Annotated in this window: 20 protein-coding genes and 1 pseudogene; 1 reads left to right on the top strand and 20 read right to left on the bottom strand. The window is 32.3% G+C overall.

Going from position 1 to position 16,313, the window contains the following annotated elements; genetic code table 11:
• Positions 1-22: 22 nt before the first annotated feature.
• The 4 genes from C8C88_RS00925 to C8C88_RS00910 are packed head-to-tail and all read right to left on the bottom strand — an operon-like array spanning position 23 to position 2,978.
• A complete protein-coding gene (locus C8C88_RS00925; RefSeq protein ID WP_121336338.1) occupies positions 23-403 on the bottom strand; it encodes an iron chaperone in 381 nt (126 codons plus the stop codon).
• Positions 404-414: 11 nt separating this feature from the next.
• A complete protein-coding gene (locus tag C8C88_RS00920) occupies positions 415-1,665 on the bottom strand; it encodes an ATP-binding cassette domain-containing protein (protein ID WP_121336337.1) in 1,251 nt (416 codons plus the stop codon).
• 19 nt (positions 1,666-1,684) lie between these two features.
• A complete protein-coding gene (locus C8C88_RS00915) occupies positions 1,685-2,458 on the bottom strand; it encodes a sulfite exporter TauE/SafE family protein (RefSeq protein WP_121336336.1) in 774 nt (257 codons plus the stop codon).
• Between the two features lies 1 nt (position 2,459).
• The gene (locus C8C88_RS00910) at positions 2,460-2,978 is read right to left on the bottom strand and encodes a GNAT family N-acetyltransferase (RefSeq protein WP_121336335.1); all 519 of its coding nucleotides are present in this window, start codon (positions 2,976-2,978) and stop codon (positions 2,460-2,462) included.
• Between the two features lie 170 nt (positions 2,979-3,148).
• On the opposite strand from C8C88_RS00910, the gene yaaA reads away from it, so the two are divergent.
• On the top strand, positions 3,149-3,907 hold the full coding sequence (gene yaaA / locus C8C88_RS00905; RefSeq protein WP_121338519.1) for a peroxide stress protein YaaA: 759 nt from the start codon (positions 3,149-3,151) through the stop codon (positions 3,905-3,907).
• Positions 3,908-3,964: 57 nt separating this feature from the next.
• Here the strand turns inward: yaaA and C8C88_RS00900 are convergent, their stop codons facing one another.
• The 16 genes and pseudogenes from C8C88_RS00900 to C8C88_RS00825 all read right to left on the bottom strand — a co-directional run bounded on the left by C8C88_RS00900 (position 3,965) and on the right by C8C88_RS00825 (position 16,271).
• Positions 3,965-5,548 (bottom strand): MDR family MFS transporter, encoded by a 1,584-nt coding sequence (locus C8C88_RS00900; RefSeq protein ID WP_121336334.1) that lies wholly within the window; start codon positions 5,546-5,548, stop codon positions 3,965-3,967.
• A gap of 1 nt (position 5,549) precedes the next feature.
• Positions 5,550-6,629 carry an HlyD family secretion protein gene (locus C8C88_RS00895; protein WP_121338518.1) on the bottom strand — a complete coding sequence of 360 codons (1,080 nt, stop codon included), beginning with the start codon at positions 6,627-6,629 and terminating at the stop codon, positions 5,550-5,552.
• A 12-nt stretch (positions 6,630-6,641) separates the two neighbouring features.
• Positions 6,642-7,979: a TolC family protein gene (locus C8C88_RS00890; RefSeq protein WP_121336333.1), complete on the bottom strand. Its 1,338-nt coding sequence runs from the start codon at positions 7,977-7,979 to the stop codon at positions 6,642-6,644.
• On the bottom strand, positions 7,969-8,595 hold the full coding sequence (locus C8C88_RS00885) for a TetR/AcrR family transcriptional regulator (protein WP_121338517.1): 627 nt from the start codon (positions 8,593-8,595) through the stop codon (positions 7,969-7,971). Before C8C88_RS00885 ends, C8C88_RS00890 begins: the two co-directional genes overlap by 11 nt.
• Positions 8,596-8,728: 133 nt before the next feature.
• Positions 8,729-9,184: a GNAT family N-acetyltransferase gene (locus C8C88_RS00880; RefSeq protein ID WP_121336332.1), complete on the bottom strand. Its 456-nt coding sequence runs from the start codon at positions 9,182-9,184 to the stop codon at positions 8,729-8,731.
• Between the two features lie 96 nt (positions 9,185-9,280).
• The gene (locus C8C88_RS00875) at positions 9,281-9,730 is read right to left on the bottom strand and encodes an ester cyclase (RefSeq protein ID WP_121336331.1); all 450 of its coding nucleotides are present in this window, start codon (positions 9,728-9,730) and stop codon (positions 9,281-9,283) included.
• Between the two features lies 1 nt (position 9,731).
• A complete protein-coding gene (locus C8C88_RS00870) occupies positions 9,732-10,121 on the bottom strand; it encodes a nuclear transport factor 2 family protein (RefSeq protein ID WP_121336330.1) in 390 nt (129 codons plus the stop codon).
• 64 nt (positions 10,122-10,185) lie between these two features.
• Positions 10,186-11,076 carry an MBL fold metallo-hydrolase gene (locus C8C88_RS00865; RefSeq protein ID WP_121336329.1) on the bottom strand — a complete coding sequence of 297 codons (891 nt, stop codon included), beginning with the start codon at positions 11,074-11,076 and terminating at the stop codon, positions 10,186-10,188.
• Positions 11,077-11,162: 86 nt separating this feature from the next.
• Entirely contained in the window at positions 11,163-11,744 is a 582-nt protein-coding gene (locus tag C8C88_RS00860) for a Crp/Fnr family transcriptional regulator (protein WP_121336328.1), read from the bottom strand.
• A 167-nt stretch (positions 11,745-11,911) separates the two neighbouring features.
• Positions 11,912-13,036, bottom strand: coding sequence for a hypothetical protein (locus tag C8C88_RS00855; protein WP_121336327.1), 1,125 nt, complete (start codon positions 13,034-13,036; stop codon positions 11,912-11,914).
• 187 nt (positions 13,037-13,223) lie between these two features.
• Positions 13,224-13,517 carry a type II toxin-antitoxin system RelE/ParE family toxin gene (locus C8C88_RS00850; RefSeq protein ID WP_121336326.1) on the bottom strand — a complete coding sequence of 98 codons (294 nt, stop codon included), beginning with the start codon at positions 13,515-13,517 and terminating at the stop codon, positions 13,224-13,226.
• Entirely contained in the window at positions 13,510-13,761 is a 252-nt protein-coding gene (locus C8C88_RS00845) for a type II toxin-antitoxin system ParD family antitoxin (protein ID WP_121336325.1), read from the bottom strand. The genes C8C88_RS00850 and C8C88_RS00845 overlap by 8 nt, the downstream gene beginning before the upstream one ends.
• A 131-nt stretch (positions 13,762-13,892) precedes the next feature.
• A pseudogene (locus C8C88_RS12955) lies at positions 13,893-14,054 on the bottom strand (transposase); the annotation flags it as partial.
• Positions 14,055-14,349: 295 nt separating this feature from the next.
• Positions 14,350-14,763, bottom strand: coding sequence for a hypothetical protein (locus C8C88_RS00835; protein WP_121336324.1), 414 nt, complete (start codon positions 14,761-14,763; stop codon positions 14,350-14,352).
• Positions 14,764-15,134: 371 nt separating this feature from the next.
• Positions 15,135-15,896 (bottom strand): tryptophan synthase subunit alpha, encoded by a 762-nt coding sequence (gene trpA / locus C8C88_RS00830; RefSeq protein ID WP_121336323.1) that lies wholly within the window; start codon positions 15,894-15,896, stop codon positions 15,135-15,137.
• 54 nt (positions 15,897-15,950) lie between these two features.
• Positions 15,951-16,271, bottom strand: a complete 321-nt coding sequence (locus C8C88_RS00825) for a gamma-glutamylcyclotransferase family protein (RefSeq protein ID WP_121336322.1) — start codon at positions 16,269-16,271, stop codon at positions 15,951-15,953.
• Positions 16,272-16,313: the final 42 nt, after the last annotated feature.

The following is a 16,313-nucleotide window of genomic DNA, read 5'->3' as shown; positions in this document are numbered from 1 at the left end:
AAATCTGGGGCTTTTTCTATTTCTATTTTTTCAATTTATTTAAATTTTCTTTTATACGTCTTTCAATAATTTTTTTTAATAAATCATTAGGAATCGGTTTTTCGGGAGTGAATTGTATCGTTCCAGCTGAGGTTTTAAAACCAGTTAATTCTTCTTTAAATTGTTCAACCGTTTTGGAATCCCAAGGGAAGAAACTGCAGTGGTTTTTAAAAGCGGCAAATCCGCCAATCATACCGTGGTAATAGTAGGCTGGCATTTTGTAGCTTAGGTATTCTTGCACATCAGGCACTAGTGTTTTGATTGTTTGACGTAGTTTTTCCAATGCTTCTTTTTGGTCTTCTGGTAGATTTTGTAAGTATTGATCAACGCCTAATGAGTTGTTTTTTGATTCTTTTTCTTTCATAAGTGTCAGTTTTAATGGTAATCGGAATGAAATTTTACTTTTCCTGTTGATCCGCTTTGAGCGGGTGTTAGTTCAAAGATGGCATTGGGAGCAAGAGTAGGTTCTATACTATGCGAAACGTATAAAATTGTCATATTGGTTTCTTGTTGCAAAAGGTTGATAAGTTGGATTACTAAAGCTACATTTTCATCGTCTAAACCTTCAATGGGTTCATCTAAAATTACCAATGGAGGATGTTTTAAAATGGCTCGCACAATCAAAATAACGCGTTGCTGACCTAATGAAAGACTATTAAAATGTTTGTTTTTAAGAGAACTCATTTCAATAACTTCGAGCCATTGTTTTACTATTTGTTTTTGTAAAACTGTTGGTTGTATGTACAAACCAATGGAATCAAAAAAACCAGACAAAATCATTTCTTCTACTGTTTGGTTTCTTCTGAAAAGTTCCGTCATAGCGGTCGAGAAAATTCCAATTTTCTTTTTGATATCCCAAACACTTTCGCCACTGCCTTTTTTTTGCCCAAATAAATATAATTCTTGTCCGTACCCTTTAGGATTATCTCCCGTAATCATGGATAGTAGCGTACTTTTTCCAGAACCGTTTGGGCCAATAAGTTGCCAGAATTCTCCTTGTTTAATAGTCCAAAAGATTCGGTCTACAATTTTTTGCTCATTATAGTGAACGGAAATACCTTCCATTTTGACAAGGATATTTTCGGAAGCTTCAAATGGAATTAAAGGTTCTGGAATTCGGGATGTAATTTTTTTAGTCTTGTTATCTTGATCTGAAATAGGATTAAAGGCAAATGAGTTGTCACGAATTTGTGTTTTATTTTCGATAAATGAAAGAAAATCTGTTTTACGATTGACGAGTTGGATGATAGTAATCGAATTGGACAATTCTTCCAAAGAAGTTGCTAGAACTGTTCTCGAAACCTGGTCCAAATGATCGAAAGGATTGTCAAAAATAATATAATCTGGTTGCTGATTTAGGCAGTATTGCAAGAACTCTTTCTTTTGTTCTCCTGAAGAAAAAGTGCGTAGTTTTCTGTTTAATTCAGGATTAGCGGCTTCAACACTGTCGTATTGTTCTTCTCTTGCTATGAATTTTTGAATGGCAATATCTGAAAAAAGAATCCCTTTTAATCCATTTAAAATAGACAATGGCGTTTTGGCTTGACCAGAAAGCAGATTTTCGATAAAGGTTTTTTTGTCAACCTGATCTGATAATAGTATATTCCAATGGGTTTGATCTTGCATTGAATTGTAGAAATTATATTTAAAGAATGCCTAATATCAATAAAACGGAAAACAGAATCAGCATTACCGTCACTATATTTTGAATGGTTTTAACGGTTACTTTAGCCAAGAGTTTGTTACCAAAATAGGCTCCGATAAATGCTGAAAGTGTAGCCAAAGTGATTAAAGTATAATCAAAATTAGTATGGTGTTTTATTATTTTTTCAGCATAAATACTCAATCTTGAAATATCAACCAGACACGCGATTACTACTCCTGTTGCAATAAAAGATTGTTTAGATAAATTAGCTCGGATTAAAAAAGCAGCCCTTAAAGCCCCTTGATTTCCCGAAAGTCCACCAAAAAAACCACTTAAGACACCACCAATAGGCAGGTATTTTTTATCAAATTGTAAATTGGACAAACTTGGAATCACTTCAAACAAAGAGAAAAATAATAGGACAATTCCAATAATCAATTTTATTGGTTTGATTTCAAACCTATGACTTCCTAATTGATAATTCATTAAGGCAGGAGTATCGGTTAGTAAGGAAAGAATATAGGCTCCAAGAAATGCAAAAACGATGGCTGGAATCCCAAAGCGTAATACCACATTGATATTGGCGCTTTTACCTAATAATACTAATTTGAAAACGTTGTTTAAGAAATGAACAATTGCAGTTAAAATGATTGCTATTTCTATTGGAAAAAATAAACCGAATACAGGAACAAGTAAAGTTCCTAATCCGAATCCTGAGAACAAGGTTAAACCAGAACCAATTAGCGCAGCAATACAAATAATGAAATAATCCATTTTAAAGTTTAAATCGCATTAATAAATCCGTTTGTTCGTCAACACCAAGGATGAAAAGGTGTTTGTCAAATACTTCAAAACCGTTTTTAGTATAAAACTGTATCGCACGATGATTTTCTTCCCAAACTCCTAGCCAAATATAATCAATAGCGGTTTGTTTTGCAATAGTAAAGACATTATCAAGTAGTAATTGCCCCATTTTTTTACCGTGGAAAGCTTGTGCAACATAGATTCTTTGTATTTCTAAGCTGTTGTCCGTTATGTCTTCGGTTTGCGCATCTTTAAAATTTATTTTTAAATAGCCAATAGGTTCTGATTCGGAAAAAGCCAAATAAAAATCAGAATTAGGATTGTTGATTTCGGAACTCAATTGTGCAACACTGAAATTTTCATGTAGGTAATTTTCAATATTTTCGGGAGTATTCAAGTCTGCAAAAGTTTCCACAAAGGTTGTTTTGCAAATGGATTGTAAGGGTTCAAGATCTGATAATGAGACTTTTTTAATCGCTATAGTATTCATGCAGTGCGCTTTTCTTTTATTTTTATGTTCAAAAATACATAAATAAAATGGCAGATAATTTGATTTATCTATTCCGTTATTAAACAATTCAATTTATAGGCTACTTATTTCTTGATTTCAATTTGTACTTTTGGAATTATTACTAAAAACAAACTGCAATAGGATTGCCAATGAAAATCGTTATATCACCAGCCAAGTCTTTGAATTTTGAGAAAGCATTACCTACAGAAGTGTTTAGCCAACCTTCATTTTTAAAAGAATCCAAACAAGTTCATCAGGTTTTGAAACAAAAGAAACCTGCGGAATTATCTGATTTGATGGGTATTTCGGATAAGTTAGCGGATTTGAATTGGGAACGCAATCAGAATTGGAAAACACCTTTTAAGTCTACTAATGCTCGTCCAGCGGTTTATGCTTTTGATGGGGATGTGTATACAGGATTAGATGCTTATACGATTCCAACAGATGCGTTAGATGCTTTGCAAGCTAGTTTACGAATCCTATCGGGTTTATACGGACTCTTGAAACCCTTGGATTTAATTCAAGCTTACCGCCTAGAAATGGGAACCAAATTACCCATTGGTGAAAACAAAAATTTATATGAATTTTGGAAGCCAATAATTACCAAAGCATTGAACAAGGAGCTTAAAAAAGGAGAATTGTTTATCAATTTAGCTAGTAATGAATATTTTTCTGCTGTCGATGAAAAAGCATTAAAAGTACCTGTTATTACGCCGGATTTCAAAGATTACAAAGATGGAAAATTGAAAGTGATTAGTTTTTTTGCAAAAAAAGCAAGAGGCATGATGGTGCGTTATATTTTAGATACTAATGCGCAAACAATAGATGATTTAAAAGGATTTAATTATGATGGGTATCAATATGATGCTAATTTGTCCAAAGGAAATCACTTGGTTTTTACACGATAAAATTGAATTTTAAAATAAACAAAAAGCCGATTTCTATATTGAAATCGGCTTTTTGTTTTAATGCATCGCATCAGCAGGATTAACTTTGTTTTTTCCTTTTTTAATTAAAAAGATAATAGGAATGCAAAACAGAAATAAAATTCCTAGATAAAGAAAGATATCCATGTAGGATAAAACGGTACTTTGTTTTAAAACCGAATAATCGATAATTTGATATGCTTTTTTCAAGGCTTCGTTGCTACTAAACCCTTTGGACATAAATCCTCTTTGCAAAAGTGCAACACGTTGTTGTACCTCAAATTTGCTTGCGTCTAGATTTGAAATTAAATCTATTCTGTGTTTTTGAGTAAATCGCGTGATGAAAGTCGTAATAATAGCAATACCGAACGAACCTCCTAATTGTCGCATCATTCCTGTAAAAGCAGCTCCTTCACCAATATGTTTTCCCTTTAATGTAGAAAGCGATAATGTGGTAATAGGTACAAATAGTAGTCCTAATCCAATTCCTCTTAAAATTAATGGCCAAAATAAATGTTCTACACCAGTACTAGGTGTCATTCGGTTGTACATCATTAAAGTGAAGAAAAAGAAAATTAAAAATCCTACACCAACCATATATCCTTGCGGAATTCCACGTTGTATCATTTTACCAATAATAGGCATCATGAACGCGGTGGTGATTGAACCCGGAATCAATAACAATCCCGCATCGGTGGCTGTCCATCCTAGGATAGCTTGCGTATAAATAGGAATAATTAAAGTAGAACCATAAAGTCCAAATCCTAAAATAAAGCACATTACAACGCCAATTCTTAGGTTTCCATCTTTTAAAACACTCAAATTTACAATGGGATGTTTGTATGTCAATTCTCTCCAAACAAAAAGTACTAAACCAAAAACCGAGGTAACGCTTAAAGCTGTTATAGTTGAATTGTTAAACCAATCATCTTGTTGACCGTGCTCCAGAACAAATTGTAAGGATCCGATAAAAGTGGTTAGAAGAAATATTCCCAACCAGTCTACTTGATTTGCTTTTAGTTTTTCACCGTATTTTGGACTTCTTACGAAAGTAAAAGCTAAAATAGCAGCCATAATTCCCAACGGAATATTGATGTAAAAAATGTATGGCCAAGAAAAATTATCTACAAGATAACCTCCTAAAGGTGGTCCAAGTGTAGGACCAACAATTACACCCATTCCATAAATAGCTTGCGCCATTCCTCGTTTTGCAACAGGATAACTTTCGGTAATTATTGTTTGTGCAGTTACTAATAAAGCACCACCTCCAAGACCTTGAATAAATCTGAAGATAATAAGTTCCCAAATATTTGTAGCATTTCCACATAAAAATGAAGCTGTGGTAAATATAATAATGGAGGCAACAAAATAATTTTTTCTACCAAATTGTTGCGAAAGCCAGCTTGTCATTGGAATAACAATAACATTCGCAATTGCATAAGCAGTAATCACCCAAGCCACATCATTTAATGTTGCGCCTAGACTTCCTCTCATGTTAGTAAGCGCCACATTAACAATGGTTGTATCAACAATTTCCAGCAAGGCACAAAGTACCGCTGTAATTGTAATTAAAACCCGTCTGTAGCCGTATTCTACTAAATCATCTTCTACTGGTGTCGCCATTTTATTTTAAATGTACATCCACATCCACATTCATACCTGGACGTAATAATTTTATTTTTTCTTTATCATTTGATGTGTTCAAGCTGATTTTCACCGGTAATCTTTGAATTGTTTTTACGAAATTTCCAGTTGCATTATCAGGAGGAAGTAAAGAAAAGCGAGAACCTGTAGCTGGAGAAAATGAAGTAATTGTACCTTCAAAATCATAATCCGGATAAGCATCTACTTTTACAGTAACTTTTTGACCAATAACCATTTTGTTTAGTTGCGTTTCTTTAAAGTTTGCAACAACCCAAGCTTCAGTATTATTGATAATGTAAAATAAAGATTGTCCAGCTTGAACTAATTGTCCTGGTTGAATATCGATTTTAGAAACTTGTCCGTCTATAGCAGCTGTAACAACTGTATAAGTCAAGTTCAATTTTGCAGCATCAAGCATTGCTTTTGCTCTTTTTATATTGGCAGCAGCTACTTCAGTTTGTTTGTTAGATACTTTAGATTTAGCTTCAATTACAGATTTTTGAAAGTTGCTAGCTCTTTCTTGTTGTTGCAAAATACGTACTTGGTTTTCTGCTTCTTGTTTAGCAGCTAATGCTTGCTCGTATTGTTGTTTAGTAATAGTGTGGGTTTTATACAAGTTATTGTATCTGTTGTAATCACTAGTTACACGACCTAATTTGATTTTTGCTGATTCAATATTTCCGCTTGCTGATTTTGCGTTTGCATCAGAAACAGCGATGCTTGCAAGTGCGCCTCCAATGTCCGCTTTTGAAACTTCAAAACTTCCTTCAGCTCCAATCATAGCAGCATTAGCTTCTTCAATTTTCAAAGTATAATCTCTTTTGTCAATAGTAAACAAAGTATCCCCTTTCTTTACATAATCATTGTCTTTGATATACACTTTATCCACATATCCAGAAACACGAGGGATTATTGGATTCATTTTTTTCTCGATTTGAGCATCATCAGTTTGCTCATGAGACAAGGAATGGATGTATTTATAAGCTCCATATGTTCCTCCTAATACTATTAAAGCCGTTAGGATAATTATAAATTTGGTATTTGTTTTTTTCTTTTCCATGTGAGGCATCGATTATATTTTTGAAAGATTGAAAGTTTGTGATAATTGTCCAGTTACAGATAGTAATTCGTAATATTTTTGAATTATGTTTGCTCTAGCGAGTGCTTTATTTATGTTTGAACTTAATTGTTCTACATCGGCTTCCAGCAAATCATTTGTATCCGAAAGGCCGTTGTCATATTTGTCTTTTATGATTCTATAATTCTCTGATGCTTGCGCTACAGCTTCGCCATAAACTTCATTTTGTTTTAAGGCAAGATTATAATCTTCAATAGCTTTTTGTACTTGCACTTTTATGTAATCAGTAAGTATAGCTTGCGAATTTTGTACTTCAAGCACTTTGCTTTCTGCTAGTTTTACCGAAGTACCATTTTTAAGAATAGAACTCAAATCATAGGAAATACCTAGACCGAAATTCATTGCATTTTTAACGGTAACTACATTTTTTAAATCCAAAGAAGTATATCCACCAACAATTGCAATAGAGGGATAATAAGATCCTTTGGCAATTTTTACATTGTCCAAACTTGCTTTTTCTTGAAATTTAACCGCTTGTAAATCTTTACGATTCTCTAATGCTGGTTTTTCATCCGAAGGAATGTTTGTCATTTGGAAATTTGCAAAATCACTTTCACGAACTTCTAATTTGGTATCAGCAGGTAATTTAAGCAGGGTGACTAAATAATAATTGACAATATTCAAATTGTTATTTGCTTCATCAATGGACAGTTGAATTTTTGAAACCTGCAATTGTGATTTCAATAAATCATTTCTTGGAATAATCCCATTTTTTTCTAATTCTATAAAATCAAAAACACGTTGTTGTGCTCTTTTTTGATTTTCGATCAAAAGTTCAATTGTTTTTTGTGCTTTATAAAGACTAGCGTAATGGTTTATGACCTTCATTGCCACTTCTTCTTTAGTTTGTGTAGCAGAAGCAGTTTCGGCTTGGTACAAATTTTCATGAAGTTTGATGTTATTTTGCATCTTAAAACCAGCAAAAACAGGAAGATTTGCATTAACCTGTCCAATCATTAATTGATCAACAACTGGTGCAGGTTCAGAACTACCGCTACTGTTGCTGTTTTGATTGAGTTTTAAATTTACAGAAGCTTTGGCCAATCTTTGGTATTGCCCTGAAATTTTAAAATCAGGATATTGATTGTTTTTTATCGTAATTAATTCATATTTCTTAGAATTAACTTTAGTATTGGCTAAGGAAACCTCATTGCTTTTGTTCCAAGCCAAATGAATGGCTTCGTCTAGCGTTAAACTTGTTTTTTCTTGTGCTTCAATGGATTGAATTCCAATAAGGAACACCCCAAAGAGCATTAATTGACTAACTTTCATATATAAGAAGGGCTTTTATTGTTTGTTGAATGTGCTTTGTCAAATTTGTTTTGATGTAATTGTTATATAGAGCTTCTGTTTTCAAATTCAGCAAGTTTTCAAAAAAAGGCTTGTTCATATGAAAATGGAAAAAAGTTCCTAAAATAGTAGGGGTGATAAGCGGAATAATTACGTCTTTTCTGAATACACCTTTTTTTTGACCTTCTTCTATGATGGCTTCTAAGGATTTTAAGTTTCCTTTTTTTAATTCAGAAAAAGCCAAAAGATTTTGATCTCTTTTTTTAGCAGTGAATTCAAAATGTAAAATTCTGTAAATTCCACGGTTGCTATTGATTCTATTAATGTAGAGTTCAATTAGCTTGTTTATTTTCTCGATAGGCTCAAGATCTTCTTGTAGTAAATTCTCTAATTGATTTTTTAAATCTGAAGTTCTGTAAAAAATTAAAGATTCTAACAAGCGCTCTTTAGAACCAAAGTAATACGAGACCATTGCAATATTTATTTTTGCTTCTTTTGCAATATCTCGGATGGAAGTTCCATCAAATCCTTTCTCGGCAAATAACCTTTCGGCCACTTCGAGAATCTGAATTTGTTTGTCGTTAAAATTGCTTTTCAATGGAGTACTTTTTTTAATTGGTACAAAATTAAACAACTGTTTAAATTAAACAGTCGTTTAATTTTTTATTAACATTTTTTTAACATTTGAAAAATATCTGTTTTTAATGTAAAAAGGGGAGTAGAAAAGCACTTTATTTAGACATCAATTTTTTCATGCAGACACTAGTTGCTACATTTTCATATTGATCATAATTAGGAATTATTTGGTAACCAGATTTGTTATACAATTGAATTGCGGTTGGATTGTTTTTGCCAGTTTCTAAAACGCAGGCGGTATAATTAAATTCAGTTGCCCAGTTTTCAAGTTCTTTTAAAAGGGTACTAGCAATTCCTTTTCCACGAAAATCAGGATGAACAAACATTCGTTTGATTTCAACGGTATTGCTATCGTATACTTTGAATGCGCCACATCCTATAGCGGTGGATTCCTGATAGCAAACCACCACATTATTGATATTATCAAGAGTGTCGAATTGGGAATAAAAGGCATGATCTTCACCATCCAAAATGGCTAAATGTTGGTCTAATAAAACCACCAATTTTTTAAAATCAGAATCTTCAGAATTGGTTCTTTTGGAGTGTATCATTTGCTGAAGTTTTCTTCTGTTTAAATCTTCTCAAAGATATAAAAAAAGACCACAAATTCGTAATTGCGCAAAACGGCTGTTAGTGGCAGTTTTTTTTTAAAACATAGGATGTTCATTTGCCGAATTTTCAGGAACTTCTTGTATAACATCCCACATTTCTATTATTTTATTGTTCTTGATTTTGAAAATATCTGCAATTGCTTCCACTTTTCCGTCTGGTCTGGTCATTTTGATGTGTAAAAAAACTAAATCCCCATCTGCTCCAACGTGCCTATAATCTATTTTTATTTTAGGTGCTTTACTAAAGTCCTTTAAGAATGCTGTTCTCAAAGGCTCTTTACCATTTAGCATCGTTGGATTGTGTGTGATAAAATTGTTATCCAAAAATTTATCAATTGCAACTACGTCTTTGTCACCAATGAGTTGCTGATAAAATGTAACAACTAATTTCTTGTTGGCTTCTTCTTGTTTTATATTTCTTTTGGTTTGTGCGTTTGCCGAAATGCTAAAAACAAATACGACAACAATTAATACAATTTTTTTCATATTATTTCATTGAATTATTAACGATTTTACTATCCACAAACTGCTCAAAGCTAATTATTTTTCCGTCTTTAAGTTTCCAAACGTGGGCTACTCTTGCAGTAAATGATTTGTTTGTAATCTTGTAAGTTCCTGTGTAAGTTCCGTAGGCAACAACTTTATCATCACTAGCAATGTAATCTTCAGGTGTAAATTTATAATTAATCCATTCACTTCCCAATCTACTAAAAACATTTTTGGTAATGTTTTCTATGCCAATATAAGTTCCTGCATATGGAAAACCCTTGGCTTCTGTCCAATAGATATCCTCGGCTGCATACTTATCCAAATTTTTGCCATTTTCTTCGGATGTTTTTCCTTCGTAAGTGCTTTTTATAATTTCAAGATTTGTCATTGCTGTTTTATTTAAATAACAGCTTGACAATGCCAACAGCATTACCAAGCTGTACATTATTATTTTACCATTTCATTTCTCCAGTGTTTACTTTTGCACCAATCATTAAAGCGGTTTCAAAAGTTAATGTAGGGTATTTTGCTTTAAGGGCTTTGATTAAGACCTCCGAAGTTTTGTTGGTTTTCAAGGCTTCTTCGTAAAATTGAATGTAATTTTTAGTATGTTTTTCCGCACTAATATCAAATGGGCTTTGAGAATTGGCGTGAGCAGGAATTACAATTTCAGGATGTAGTGCTTCAATTTTGTCTAAAACCGCAATCCAATTTTTGCGAGCTTCTGGGGTTTGTGCATCTGCCATCCAAAGATGAAAAGTAGTTCCGAACACATTAATACCGCCAACAACTGCTTTGATTGAAGGAATCCAAACAAAAGTTTTATTCGGAAAATCTTCCAAACCAATTATTTCTAATCTCTGACCTTCCAATTCTATGCTGTTTCCTTTTAAAACTTGTGGCAAAATAACATTTGATGTTATGTTTTTGCCCAGTCTTTCGCCCCAAACTTCTAATTTCTTTTGAGCGGTCGCTTTTATGTGTTCAACCGTTGCAGGTGATGCGTAAGCTGTAACTTCGGGAAAATATTTTTTGAATACTTCTAATCCGAAATAAAAATCAGGGTCACCGTGTGAAACAAATATTGTTGTTAGTTTTTTGCCAGAATTTTTAATTTCCTGAGCCACTTTTTCGGCATCTTCCAAAGTAAATTGTGCGTCGATTAAAACGGCATCTGTTTTGCCACTTACGATTACCGATGCTACACCAAAACTGTTTTCTGATGCGTTGTAAACTTGAAGTTTTAGATCTTTGGTTTCAATTGTTTTGAAACTTTGTGCTTGTGATTCCATATTGAATAAAATTAAAGTTGTTAAAAATACTTTTGAAATACTGTTTTTCATATTTGAAAATTTCACTATTAATGATGCAAAGGTGCAATCATTCAATATTCAAAAACATTGAACAAGTTCAATAAATCAATTTGTATCTATTTTTTTATGGAATTTTTTTTTCTGATTTTACTCAAAAATTCATGGCTGATACCAAGGTAAGCCGCTATATGAAGATTAGTCAATCTTTGGAAAAGTTGAGGATATTTTTCTATAAAATCAATGTAACGTTGGTCAGCAGTTTTACTCAAATTATCTATTATTCTGCGTTGTAAAGCAATGTGCGTCTTTTGGGTCATTATCCTAAATAGTTTTTCTATTTTGGGTAAATTTTCATATGCAAATTCTTTGTCTTTTTTTGAAATCAATAGCACTTCGCTATCTTCTAATGCTTCAATGTATAGATTTGATGGTTTTTCGTTAGTAAAACTGTCCATATCTGTAATCCACCAATTTTCAATAGCGAAATATAGTACTTGCTCAAAGCCATTATTATCAATATGGTATACGCGGAAAAGACCTTTTGTAACAAAACCTTCAAATTTGCAAATTTCACCTTCTCGTAATAAAAATTCTTTCTTCTTGATAGATTTTTTTTGAAATAAACCGCAAAAGTCCATCATTTCTATTTCGGAAAGTGAGATATGTTTTGATATGTTCTGTTTTAATATCTCTGTCATTTTGTAGGGTTGTGATAAAATCACCTATAACGTTCTGGTACTACAGCGGGTTTGGGTTCTAAATTAAGATTTATTTTTCGGTTATCACTAAACTTCCTAAAACAAAACTAACTTTAAATTAAGCATAAAGCCCAAATCCGTTGTAGTAGCTTTTAGGCGTCCATTTTTTAAAGATTCACTTTTTTCAATTCCATTTGAATAGTGTCTTTATATAAAATCATTTTCCACTGCATTGATTTGTCTTTAAATTTGGAAATAAGAACAGGAATTGTATCAGGTTTATTTCTGCTTTTTTCGAAGGATATAACTTTGAAATTTTGATTTTTATCATCATCGTATTGATACTTCATAAGTATTGAAATACTATCCAAATACAGGTGTGGATTTGGACAAAAATACATTTTTCCTCTTTCTTCTATATATAATGTTTTCCAAGCTAAAGTATCTTTTTGCCATTCATTTTCAAGAATTACTCTTCCATTACGGGTCATCGATTCGACTTTCCATTTACCGAAATATTTCTTTGATTTCCGTACATCATAACTATAATAGAATACAAATAGAAATGGAATTAAGATGCACAAAAAACGTATTGATTTGCGCAATGTTGTATTTCCGACGGTAGGTAATGTGCTTTTATAACGCCTAAAAAAATCAATTATTTCCTCTTTTCTTTCTAAGGATAAATAGGATAGTCCTATTACCATAATTATTGATGTGAAAGTAGTAAGTGGGCCAATTCCATAAAATAGATTAATCAATAGAATATTGATTTGAACAGGTAAAAGAGTTAGTACTCCCAACAAAGTGGTGCGTCTAAATAATAAAAGAATACTGCCTATTATTTGAAATAAACCAATAATGACTGTTAAATAATAGGAATGTCCATAATATTTCCAAGTCAGTTCTTGACCAGTTAATGTATTAACTAATGCATCTTCAATATGATAGGAATAGGCAAAATTGACATCAAATAGTTTTTCAAAACCAAATGTAGAAATATAAAAAGCAAGCCAATATCGCAAAATAGTAGTAAGCCAGATATAATACTTTTGAGAATCAATTAAATCATTTTTTTCTTTATAATGCCAATAAAATGATAATCCAATTGAAAAAACAATTCCAGTAATCAAAGAGGACATTCCAATTGGAATTATGTATTGATTCAGTTTATAAGGAAAAAGAGGTAAAATAATATGGAGCACCGAGTCGATTCCACCCACAATAGATAAAAAACTTAAAGTGAATTTTAAAATCCATTTTGTTTTATTCTGTGTTTCATTTGAACTCATAGGCTAATTTTTATTAATTTTTTCATTATAAATTTGGAATAGCCACTTACGTTCTGGCACTACAGCGGGTTTGGGTTCTAAATTAAGATTTATTTTTCGGTTAAAGACTAAAATTTGCAAATACAAGACCATCTTTCCATTAAGCCTAATGCCCAAATCCATTGTAGTAGCTGTTATTTGAGGTTCCTTATAGTCTGCTTTTTAAATCCATCATTCCATGAAGAATTCTTGCAATTTCTATTTCGTTCTTTGATATAATTGAGTAGAAAATAATATGTTCACCGGATTTAAAACTTAATATTCCTTTCGTAACTATATCATAGTTTCTACCAAGTTCTGGATTATTTGCTAAATCATCACATGATGCCATAAGTAAATCATAATACTTTTCAGCTTGCATTTCGGACCAAGTTTCGATTGTATAATCCCAAATTTCAGTTAAGTCATCAACAGCTTTATTTGTTAAATAATATTTAGCCATTTGATTTTTTTCTTGCTTTTAAAACGTTAAGATGTTTTTTAGCATCAAAATCTACTGCACGTCCACTTTCAATTCCATCATTAATAGCTTTTCTTAAAGCTACAATTTTATTTTCCTCATCTTCTAAAAGACGAAGACCAGCTCTGATAACTTCACTTGCGTTATTGAATCTTCCATCATTTATACTGTGTTCGATAAAACTTTCGAAATGATTACCAAGCGATATAGAAGTATTTCGTCCCATAATTTTTTTTAGCTAAGTTACCAAAAAATGGTAACTTTTCAAATTATTCCGTATTTTTTTGGAATCTTACATAACGTTCTGGTACTACAGCGGGTTTGGTACTAAATTAATGTAGATAGCGCAGAATTGCATTCTGTGCCTTTACATAAAATATGTAAATGACTCGACATTAAACAATAGGCATTTAGTTCTAAACCTTTCTTTTCTTGGCAATGTTTTAAAGTATTGGTAATAACATATTTTTGGATCAGTCGTGTAAAAATATCTATCCAACCTACTGTTGTTATGGTTATAAAATAGGCTTCGTCTGTTGTTGTAGCTTTGTATTTGTTGACATTTTTTGTTTTAAAGATACATAAAAAGCTAAATCGTTTAGTCGTATGTAATTTTTCTTATTTCTCCTACTCTCGTTTATGGGCACAGAATGCAATTCTGCGCTATCCGTTAGCGAGAAATTTATTGCATATCCAAGCGATCGGGTAAAATTAAGCCTTGTGTTCGGATTTGCTTAAACATCCCAAATACAACTCATTTTCAAATTAAGCCTATTGCCCAAATCAATTGTAGCAAGTGTTGTAGGCAGTTTTTTTATTTGGCTTGTATTATTCTCACCCCATCAAAATAATCTCCATTTTGCATACTTACAACTAGAATTCTTTCAGAATTAGTATTGTTTTGATTTAATGTAATAATAATTTTTTTTCCATCTTCTTTTCGTTCAACTTGGAAATCTGAATTTGTAATCACAAAATTTTTAGAAAGTTTTTCAACGTCTGTCAATTCAATATTTTTATTGTTAAGAGAAATACCACCCAACCACCAAAATGTTGATTCGGTTGTAATAGTAATATAATTCTCACTAGAATTTAGAGTTGCTGTCTTTTGAGATAATTTAATATTGTCATCCCATTTTCCAATAATTTCCTCATTTTCACTTTTAGTGCAAGAATTCATAAAAAAACCTATTAAAGCAAGAATTCCATAGATGATAATTTTTTTCATAATATTTTGGTTTTAATTGTTTTTAGCGATTCGTTTTTAAAATTCTAACTAACGTTTTTGTAATGTTTTGAAAATTAATTATTTGTAAAGCATTGTTTTTCTTTAAAAATTCATTCCATTTTCCGCTTTCTGCCGGTAGCTTCGGGAGGTAAGGCAGCGTACTATGAGGGATTGCCTACAGCTCGTTTATACCAGCCATAAAATGGCACCAATCTACCCGGAAAAGGTTGGCTTTGTGCCATAAAAGGCTCTAGTATTTATTTAGCTAAATATATAAAAAAATACTTACAAAAACAATATGCAATGTAAATAAAAAAACGGCGTTTAAAGTTGCTTTAAACGCCGTTTGTAATCTATAAAAAGGACTATTCTTATCGAATTGCTTTTACAAATTCTTCAATTTTTCCAGTACCCTTTTCGGTTAAATGTGTAATAAAAGCACTACCAATAATAGCGCCTTTGGCAAATTGTGTGGCTTGGTTGAAGGTTTCTTTGTTGTTGATTCCAAAACCGATTACTTGTGGGTTTTTCAAATTCATATCCGCAATGCGTTTGAAATAAGTTTCCTGAGTGCTGCCAAAACCAGATTGTGAACCCGTAACACTTGCAGAACTCACCATGTAAATAAATCCATCGGATACGCTATCTATAAAACGAATGCGTTCTTCAGAAGTTTGTGGTGTAATTAAGAATACATTCAGCAATCCGTATTTCTCAAAAGTTGCTTTGAATTCCTCCGCATATACATCAACTGGAAGGTCAGGAATGATTAATCCGTCGATGCCAATTTCAGCACATTTTTTGCAGAAATTCTCTATTCCGTATTGTAGCATTGGGTTGAAATATCCCATGATTACTAACGGAATTGAAACCGTTTTGCGGATGTCTTTTAATTGGTCAAACAAGACTTGTGTGGTCATTCCGTTATGCAACGCTTGGGTAGAACTAGCTTGAATGGTTGGTCCATCAGCTAATGGATCGCTAAAAGGTAATCCAATTTCAATCATATCTACACCGCTTTTTTCTAAATCCTGAATGATTTGTACGGTGTCATTTAAGTTTGGATATCCCGCTGAGAAATAGATGGAAAGGATCGTTTTTGTTTCTTGTAGTTTTTGTTGTATTCTGTTCATTGTTCTATTTTTATCAGATTTAGCATCTGCTTTTTGAATCTTTTTTGTGTTAATTTATGTTGTAGCGCTATAAACCCAAGCCGTTTGTTTTGATTGCAATTGCACTTGAATGCGTTTGTAATGCAAGCCTTCATAGGTGTCAGCTAGTTGTAATTGCGCTTCGGTGAGTTCGTACAGCATTCCGCTGATAGTATCTTCGGGATTATGAGTAGGCGTAATAATAGGATATTGCGCTACTCCAAATTCTTCTTCAATATGGATTTGATTGATAACATAGCCAACTAGTGTTTCAGGAGTTCCTTTAAGTATGCGGCCAAAAATAGTTTCTTGAATGTCTTTTTCTTTTAAGGTACCGTAGGCAAATAATTGTTCCATGTTTTTTTGTTTTGAAAAAGTTATTTTTAATTTAAATTATCT

It is taken from the genome of Flavobacterium sp. 123, assembly GCF_003634825.1.
Lineage (GTDB): Bacteria > Bacteroidota > Bacteroidia > Flavobacteriales > Flavobacteriaceae > Flavobacterium.
The sequence above is the reverse complement of the archived record's forward strand: the minus strand, read 5'-3'. Positions and strand labels throughout refer to the sequence as shown.